This is a genomic window from Ruegeria sp. N11 (assembly GCF_056531525.1).
Map to the genome: position 1 here is coordinate 134,287 of NZ_JBQFLX010000015.1, position 8,529 is coordinate 142,815.

Here is an 8,529-nt window from a genome sequence, read left to right on the forward strand (position 1 = left end):
ACTCTTACTCACAGGGGTTTGCTTATTGTGTCAGCGGTGCGCGCAGCCGTTCTATCAGGTTTTCCATATCATTCGGCAAGGCGGCTTCGAACCGCAGGTTTTCGCCACTGACCGGGTGTTCAAACCCCAAAACCGCGGCATGCAGCGCCTGACGCGGAAAAGCGCGGACAGCTTCGGCCGTCGCCAGATCAAACGCGCGAGTGGCCAGTTTGCGCTTACCGCCATAGACCGGATCGCCGACCAACCCGTGGCCCGCATGTGCCATATGCACGCGAATCTGGTGTGTACGACCGGTTTCCAACCAGCACTCGACCACGGACAGAGACGCGGGCGCGCCAAATGTTTCGACGACCCGGGCGCGCGTGACAGCGTGGCGGCCGCCGTGAAAGTACACGGCCTGTTTTTGCCGGTCCGTCTTGTGCCGGGCCAGTTGCGTGGTCAGGCGCATGACATTGCCCGGTTCGAAACTGACACCTTTGACGCCGCGCAGGCGTGGATCGTTGGCGTCCGGCACTCCGTAACAAATCGCGCGATAATAGCGCTCGACACTGTGCGCTTCGAACTGCGCCGCCAGACCGTGATGCGCCGCATCCGATTTGGCGACGACCAGCAACCCGCTGGTTTCTTTATCGATGCGATGCACAATGCCCGGCCGCCTGACACCGCCGACACCGGACAGATCAGTGCCGCAATGAAACAGAAGCGCGTTCACCAACGTACCACTGGGCGAACCCGGTGCCGGGTGAACGACCATGCCCGCAGGTTTGTTGATCACGACCAGATCAGCGTCTTCGTAAATGATGTCCAGCGGGATGTCTTCGGGGCCGATATGACTGTCTTCGGCTTGGGCAACGGTTACAACGACCTGCGCGCCTTCCGTGACTTTTGCCTTGGGATCGGCCACCACGACACCATCGACCTGCACCGCCCCCTCGTCGATCAGACGCCCCAGGCGTGTACGGGACAGGTTTTCTTCCGCTGGCACATCCCGCGCAAGCGCCTTATCAAGACGTGGCGGCGGAGCGGCCGCGATCTGAAACTCAATCTGCCGGGTGCCCATGACTGTCCCTTCCGAACCCCAAGAACCGCAGGAAACGCCCCAGCTTAAACTGCTGCGGCGCATGGTCATGTTGCTGACCGTGGTGATGATTGGCGGGGTTCTAGTGACATTCGCGCTGATTGTCATCCGGCTATCGGACCGAACCCCCACCCTGCCCGACCAGATCGAACTGCCGGACGGCGCCAAAGCACAGGCCTTGACCATCGGAAACAACTGGTACGCGGTTGTAACGGACGACAACCGGATATTGATATTCGACAAGACAACCGGGCGGCAGAGGCAGGAAATCGTTGTCGAATAGGCGCGATCACTCTTCAAGCGCCATTCGGAAAACAATCTCTGACGCCAGCCTCAGCGCTTCGTATTCTTCAGGCGAGTCGCGGCGGAACTGTAAATCGGCGTCACTCAATTGCACGGGCGGGAACAACTGATCGCGGTCCGGGAAAAATTCCTGCTGAAAATCAGTGTCCTGTGCGGCCAGATGTTCGTCCAGCCACAAACGCTCTTTCGGTTCCAGCACGTCATTTCGCCGGATCATTACCGGATCGTCGACAACGAGCCGCCGCAGTTGTCGGGTTCGCTGGCGCCCGATGGACCGGGCCAGAATCCCGAAAGCCTCGCTTGCCGCGCGGGACTGTGAAGGATTGGACGGCAGATTTGCCGTGCTACCCTTGGGAAGCGTGACACCAATGCGTGAAATGAAATCGTCCACGATATTTCCATTGGCCATTACGGACCGATCATACAGGAAAGGCGCGACCGTCACGCCGGGAAACGCGCTTCGGATTCGGGTCAGCATGGCGCTGTAACTCAGCCGCTCGGGGTTTTCGGCGATCTCGTCCAAACGAGCGCGGATGTATTGCGTTCCGCCAGAGGGCAAGCGACCATTCTTTGCCCGCTGCTTATAGTCCGCCTCCCAAAAGTCGGAATACCGCCGACAGTAGAAGGTAATGCGCATCTGCCGGGCCGGAATATCGGAAAAAATCTGCGCCAGCCGGTCCAGATCTACCGAATAAAGCATCTCGGACGAGACCAGGCAGGTTTTATACTTGTGCGCCTCGTATTCCAGAGCCATGGCTTCGCGGAACCCGTCTGTCGGCTGCTGCGTCTGGTTTATGTGGAAGGCGATGATATTGTGGCTGATCGTCAGCCGGCTGTTTTCGTGGCGCCGGCGACCGGTTTCCATGTATCGCAGCCCGGCCTTTTCCAGCATTCCGCCGTTCGTGCGAACAAAACCCTGCAAGGCGGTTGTGCCGGTCTTGGGCATCCCGATATGAAGCCAAAGCATCAGGCGCCTCCGCAAACCTGAAAAAGAACCGTCATCACACCTTCCCGGCTACGGCACCGTCAGTCATCTGCTGCATCAGATCCTGCATCTCGGGGACTTCCCGCAGCTGCGCGATTTGCTGACGGTGAAGATCACAGGTCAGATGATGCAGTCGGGCGGTTTCAGGGTCAGAAAGCATGTCGTAATAGAATTCGCGTTTGCGGTCAGCAACGACATCGATCGCGCTGTCCGTCTCGGCATTCTGGTTCATCATGTTCCAGTATTCCATCCCCAGGCTTTCGCCCAGATGATGAGCGCGACCGCGCATCTTCTTGACCAGATAGCTTTCGCAGGACTTCAGCGCGTAATGGTTGACCTGAACGAACTCGTACCCGACGGAATCGCGGGCGGACCGCCAGCTTCTTTCGTAATAACGGTCGGGCATCAACTGACCCGATCCGTTGTACCAGTGGCATTCCGCCATGGTTTCGACCGTCGGGCGCTTGGGCCGGTGAACCCCCAACCCGTCCCAGAGTTCGCGCTGAAACATGGTCTTGAATCCCCACGCCTGAAACGGCCGGATGGTCATTTCGCGCGCGGCCTGTCTGAACTGATCCGACAGGAACCGATCCTCGTAACGCACAACACCCGCATTTCCGAACAACCGCCATGTCATCGAAATCGTGCGGGCGTCCGGAATAGCCTCGGTCAGGGCGCGCAGTGTGTGATCTCCGGTCTTGACCACGATCTGTTCATCCGCGTCGATCACGACAACCCAGTCTTGCGGGCGGGCAACTTCCATTTTCAGAAACGTGTTATAGGCCCGTTTCTGCGGGCTGGTCTTCCGGCGTGAATTGTTGTCGACATGGGTCAGAATTCCACGCTCGTCCAACCTTTGCAGCAAAGCGTCCGTCCCGTCGGTACAGTCATTGGTCATAACCACTTGATGATCGACACCAATGGCCCGGTTATGCGCCACCCATTCCAGAACAAACGGCCCTTCGTTCTTCATCGGGGTCACGCTGACAAAGCGTGGGTCCTGTTCATTCATGACTGACTGCCCTTTGTTGGTTTTATTGTCCCGGTTTCGGCGGATACATCACCTGTTAGTCCTACACGAGTTTTCACATATTTGAACCTGCCTTCAAGCCGCCCAAACGCTGTCATCCTCCCGCCCGGTCAGGTTTCTGTTCGTTTCAGTTGATTGGCGAACCGCTTGTATGGCGGGCAGAGATCCCGTGCCTTGCGCAGATATCCGGCGGCTTTTTTCTTGTCCCCCCGCCTCAGCAACAACTGACCGGCCGCCCCCTGAATCGCCGCTGTATTGTCGTCAAGATCCGCCGCCTCGATGATCTGGTTTTGCCCCTGCTCGGACGCGCCGATCCGTTCCAGCAAGCCACCCATGGCAAACACCAGAAAAGGATTTCCCGGATCATTTCCAACAGCCTCAGCCATCTTGAGCCGCGCCTGAGAATAATCACCATCCGCCTCGTACAGCTCGGCCAAACGTTTGAGATACAGCGTGTTTTCAGGGCGAAGGCTTGATACGTTCCGGGAAACATCTATTGCTTTTTCCAACGGCAGATCATCCAGCCGAAACCGAAGGATTGTAGAAAAGCTCTGGTACTCCGGGCCATGAAGCGGCACCTGCATCTTCTCCGACAGGTTTTGCATGTTGCCCAGCCAATCCTGCAACATAACCAACCTGTCCCTGCTCGAGTTCAGCCGGCGCGCCTTTTGGTCGAGTGCGAGATCGCTCCAGTCCAGCAAGATCACATCAAAGTTGCAGGGAAGGCGTGATAATACCCGACGCTGAGCGACATGGGCATTGAAGTTGAACCAGGATCGGCGGACCGCTTTTTGAATGGTCCAGTCCACAGGCGGCATCGCCCGATAAGAAACCTGATCCCGAAACACCAGTCGCGAACCAAATATGATGACGTCGGGCCTCAACGGTTTTGCCCAGAAGGCCCGAGTGAAAGCCTGTGCTGCAAGCCACCGCTTTTTCTGACTGCCCAGAATTGCGGCCTGCAATGCGCAGGCAACGGCGTGATCCTCGGGCCAGATATGGGGATTTGCCAAGGCTTGTTCTGTCAGCCTCAGCGCCTCTTTCCAGCGGCGCAGGTAAAAGCAGTTCAGCGCATTCAACAACGGCAAGAACGCGTTGTCCGCCCCGGCTTCAAGCAAGGACTCCGCAAACTGGCGTGACTCTTCTGCCCGGTCTTCAGCCTGGAGCGAGAACAAGTGGAACGTCGCCTTGGCATAGATATGTGCAGCCTCTGACGCGTTGATAAATCCGTCCGCACCCTTGCGCAGCCGATCCACTGTCTTTTCGTTGGCCTCACTTATTTCCTGCGGGGACAAAACATCGCGAAACATCTTGTTCTCCTGCCCGGAAAGCCTGGCCGCCGCCATCGAAAATGCCGATACCGGGGGGGCAACCACTTGGTCCGCCCGGGACATTGTATAAAGCTCCAGAAAATCACGCTTGGCCCGGGTCTTCTCTGAAAGATCTGCGATGTCCGACATCCGCATCAGTTGCGGATAGCGCTTCTGAAACCGGGTGATCAGCTCCGGCTGATCCGAAAACATGATCGCCGGATTGTCGGCGAACTTGTCCAGATGGGCTTCGTACAGCTCCTCGGTCTCAATCTTCGCGGGCCAGGTTGAGTGTTTCCACGGCAACCCGTTCAGAATGTCGCCCCGGCGGATGTGGTAGGCTGACACCCCCTGCCCCGACAACGCCTGGTCCGCACGATCCATGATGGCGCGGATTTCGTCGGTGAAGCCGATCCGGTTAATGAACTCTCGATAGCGGGGGCGGATCGTTTCAATGTCTTCCCAGGGGAACGTCAGAATCTGGAACCCCTCCTCGACCAGAACCGCACGCCCGGCGTCCAGATGCTTGATCAGCCGGTCCGGTGTCTTATCGTTCTGAAATTTCCAGATCGGTTGGGCTTTTTGTGACAGCGCCTCGAACGCGTCGGTATCCAGGAAATGGTCCGCCATCCACGCTTGGGAAAACAGTTCTTGTGGATATTCCAACTCAGGTGCATCCGCGCCTTGCGGGAACCAGTTCACCCGATAATCAGTATCGAAATCCTCGGCCAGGCGAATACATGTCAACAACATCAACAGGCGCGCGCCCATCCTGTCCTTGCGTTGACCGATAAAGACCCCCCTGCCTGGGGTCATGAGGTTGCCTGGGCAGTGTCGGCAGCCGCTTGCCTGCGAAGGGCACGAAATCTCTGACGTGCTGCGTGTGCCAGTTTCGGATGCCGGTCACGGCTCATCTCTTCCAGTCTGTTCATGTAGACCGGCAAACGCTTGCGCGCCCGGATCATCCGAAAAAAATCTGCGGCCTCAAGCGAGCCGTCCATCGCCCCCAGCATAACCGGTTTGAGCAAATCGAGCTTTCGCAGCATCGGGGCCGCGAAATGGTTCGAACACCAGGTCTTCAGCGGGATGACATTTCCCCCCTGCAAGCGCGCCGCCTGCTGCCGGTCCAGATCGAAAAAGGGATCAAAGGCCACATAAACCCGTTTCGCGGTTTTTATGGTTTCGGCAGTATCGCTGAGCGGCAGATCCCAGTCCTGAACCCGACCGAACCGGTATCGGGTTTCCCATGGCACCAGCCGTTCGTCCAACGTTGTCTGCGGGTTGAAGGCAATCACCGTCGACCCAGGCACCAAAGCGGAAAACGCCAGTGCGCCGTAGCCCCCCATGGATGCACCGGCAAAAACCACCTGATCGAACTGGGCAAAAAAACCTTCGCGGGCCTTTCCTTCCAGATACGAAATGATTTCCGTGTCGCGATACCAAGCCTTGGTCCGGGCAAACACCCCAAGATGAGACCACCCTTCGTCCCTGAAAAACTTCCAGCCCCATGGTTCGCGCGCAAAAGACAGGTCGTTGGCATTGGCAATGTTGTCAAAGCTTACAATCAGGCGAGAGGTCGATCGGTGGTGAAACAGAAACGCGTGGCGTTCAAGTTTCTGCAGAAAGCCCCTGCCTTCGCCGCCCGGATACAGTTCCACAAACCATGGCGGTGCGGGGTCGGTCAGGATGCGTTCGTACCCTGTCTTGCGGTCAGGGTGTTCGGGCTTCAGTTGCTCTTTGGACAGGTCGGTCATGATGCTCAAACAAGATTGTCCGCAAGCCAGGACCGGAAGTCCACCCAGTCCTTGCGCATTTTGATTTCCTGAACTTTCGCCGTGTGCCAATTGCAAGCCTGTTCGTGCAGGCGGGCCAATTCCTCATCCGCCTTCAACTCGGCCAGCAAGGGCGCGGCGCGGCGGGCCGCCGGCAGGATGGACTGGTCCATCTCTTTGTTGGCATTCATATCCATCCAGTAGGATTGCCCCTGATCCACCTTGATGTGATTGGTTCTTCCCCGATCCCGCTTGATCAAAAAACCGTCCATCGACCGGACCGAGTAGTGGTGAATCCGACCAAAGCTGTGATCGAAGTTTCGCCAGGCTCGCCAGCCGACCTTTGCCGCAGGGAACAGATTGCCGCTGGCATCCGACCAGGCAATGTCGTCCTCTTTTCCTTCTTCAATGCCTTTTGGTCTGTGTGGACCGAACCGGGTGAATTTTCCGTTATTGCGAAACAGCGTCTTCAAGCCGAAAGCACGGCTGGAGTGATACGGGAATTCCATATCCGCCATCACAAACGCCTCGGTCACGGGCCGGTCTTCAAAGCTGATGTTTCCGGCGCTGCCAAACAGCTTCCACGCGAACGAGATTGCATCCACTGTCTGCCCCGCGCGATGTTCCACCTGGGAAATCAGAGCGCCAAAGCTGTTGTCACCGCAACGGATGTTCCAGAATTCATCGACATCCAGACACAATAACCAGTCAGACTCCTTGACTTTGGGCTGGCGCCGCGACCGCCGCAACATCTGGTGCTGAGGGTTTCCCCCTTCTTTCACCTCGTTCGACACATGTGTCGCAAGCCCCAGATCCTGCAACCTGCGGGCCATTTCGTCAGTACCGTCCTCACAATCGTTGGTGAATATCACGAAGTGGTCGATGCCCAGACTCCGATGAAAAGCCAACCATTCAAGCATATAGGGGCCTTCGTTTTTCATCGTCGTAAAGATGGTAATGGTCTGTGACATTCAAGCCGTTCCCAATCTGAATTGCCCACTGTCTTACACAAGCACGCAGAACGGGGCGAGACGGGAATCGAGCAAACCGGCAATCCCGAACAAACTGATGCACCTTCGCACTCGCCTTTGAAAGGGATTGGGTACCAAAAGAATCCCAAGCAGCCACCAGATCCATAAGATCTGCACTCAGCCAAAAACAGCACCAAACGTTCATCAAATCGACAAGGTGAAAGCCTTCAGAGTGTTGCTCGGTGTATTTTGCGCTAACGCACGCCTTGAACCGAAGTCTCAATGCGGCGTGGGGATTGGTGTGTCTGGCCCGGCACCAGCAAAGCCGCCACGTTGCGCCCGAATTCGCGGGTTCGCGATTTAACGGTGTTAAAACTGAATTCAATGATCAATCCAAACGAAGCAACGCAAAGCACGACCAGAACCGCGATAGGAACGGAAAAACTGCTTTCAACGCCGGAATATGGTGCGGTCGAGAAGCATCTAGAACAATCGAACTAGCGCCCATGAATCCTTATTTTTATAGGTAAACCCCTATAGGGCAGCCTTCATATTTTCCAAAATGTGTGCTGTCCTGAGTGGTATTGTGTGTTGTCTGTTTTTGTCAATACACGCGTTGAAATGTATCGGCCCGTAGAATATTTCGGCCCAGAAACACTCTACATACTGCAACCAAGTAAATATTGGGTATTTCAAGAAGTGTTTCAGTGTCCTGCGGCTAAGTTCTCTATGCCGACGAGGCGAGGTGAGGTGAGGTGAGAGGCCCGATCTGGTTGATTCTCATAGCAATCCCCCTTCTTTGATTTGCCGTGTAATGGCCAAATTATGATCCCAAATTGCTTGGCATGTTGATTGTTGATTTGATGACGAAGCCCTTTGGGCGGAGGTTGCATGCGTCATTTTGCGGCCTCCGCCTCTTTGCTATTGGGAAGAAATCCCCGGGGCTGAGCGAAGTTCCTTTCCTTCCGCGAACACTAAGATTTCTTCTTTGCTAGGGTCAGGACCCATTGATTTCCGCGTGGCTGCGTGAGTCACGGTTCGAAAATCGGGCGGTGACCATGTCTGATCTTTTTTGGCTGA

At 56.3% G+C, this 8,529-nt stretch carries 7 protein-coding genes; 1 reads left to right on the plus strand and 6 read right to left on the minus strand.

All coding sequences use genetic code 11. The annotated features are described in order from the left end of the window. Positions 1–22: 22 nt before the first annotated feature. A complete protein-coding gene (locus tag ACR0J8_RS16565) occupies positions 23–1,060 on the minus strand; it encodes an RluA family pseudouridine synthase (RefSeq protein ID WP_480525939.1) in 1,038 nt (345 codons plus the stop codon). Between ACR0J8_RS16565 and ACR0J8_RS16570 the strand changes: the two genes are divergently transcribed. After that, positions 1,059–1,361, plus strand: a complete 303-nt coding sequence (locus ACR0J8_RS16570) for a DUF6476 family protein (protein ID WP_480525938.1) — start codon at positions 1,059–1,061, stop codon at positions 1,359–1,361. The genes ACR0J8_RS16565 and ACR0J8_RS16570 overlap by 2 nt on opposite strands. A 6-nt stretch (positions 1,362–1,367) precedes the next feature. Here ACR0J8_RS16570 and ACR0J8_RS16575 read toward each other — a convergent pair whose 3' ends face one another. The 5 genes from ACR0J8_RS16575 to ACR0J8_RS16595 form a co-directional block, all read right to left on the minus strand. After that, complete coding sequence (locus tag ACR0J8_RS16575; RefSeq protein ID WP_480525936.1) at positions 1,368–2,348, minus strand: hypothetical protein; 981 nt, start codon at positions 2,346–2,348, stop codon at positions 1,368–1,370. A 34-nt stretch (positions 2,349–2,382) separates the two neighbouring features. Continuing rightward, on the minus strand, positions 2,383–3,378 hold the full coding sequence (locus ACR0J8_RS16580; protein ID WP_480525935.1) for a glycosyltransferase family 2 protein: 996 nt from the start codon (positions 3,376–3,378) through the stop codon (positions 2,383–2,385). 128 nt (positions 3,379–3,506) lie between these two features. After that, positions 3,507–5,522, minus strand: coding sequence for a hypothetical protein (locus tag ACR0J8_RS16585; RefSeq protein ID WP_480891206.1), 2,016 nt, complete (start codon positions 5,520–5,522; stop codon positions 3,507–3,509). Then, positions 5,519–6,460: a hypothetical protein gene (locus ACR0J8_RS16590; protein WP_170815668.1), complete on the minus strand. Its 942-nt coding sequence runs from the start codon at positions 6,458–6,460 to the stop codon at positions 5,519–5,521. Before ACR0J8_RS16590 ends, ACR0J8_RS16585 begins: the two co-directional genes overlap by 4 nt. Before the next feature lie 5 nt (positions 6,461–6,465). After that, a complete protein-coding gene (locus tag ACR0J8_RS16595) occupies positions 6,466–7,449 on the minus strand; it encodes a glycosyltransferase family 2 protein (RefSeq protein ID WP_480891209.1) in 984 nt (327 codons plus the stop codon). Positions 7,450–8,529 lie beyond the last annotated feature (1,080 nt).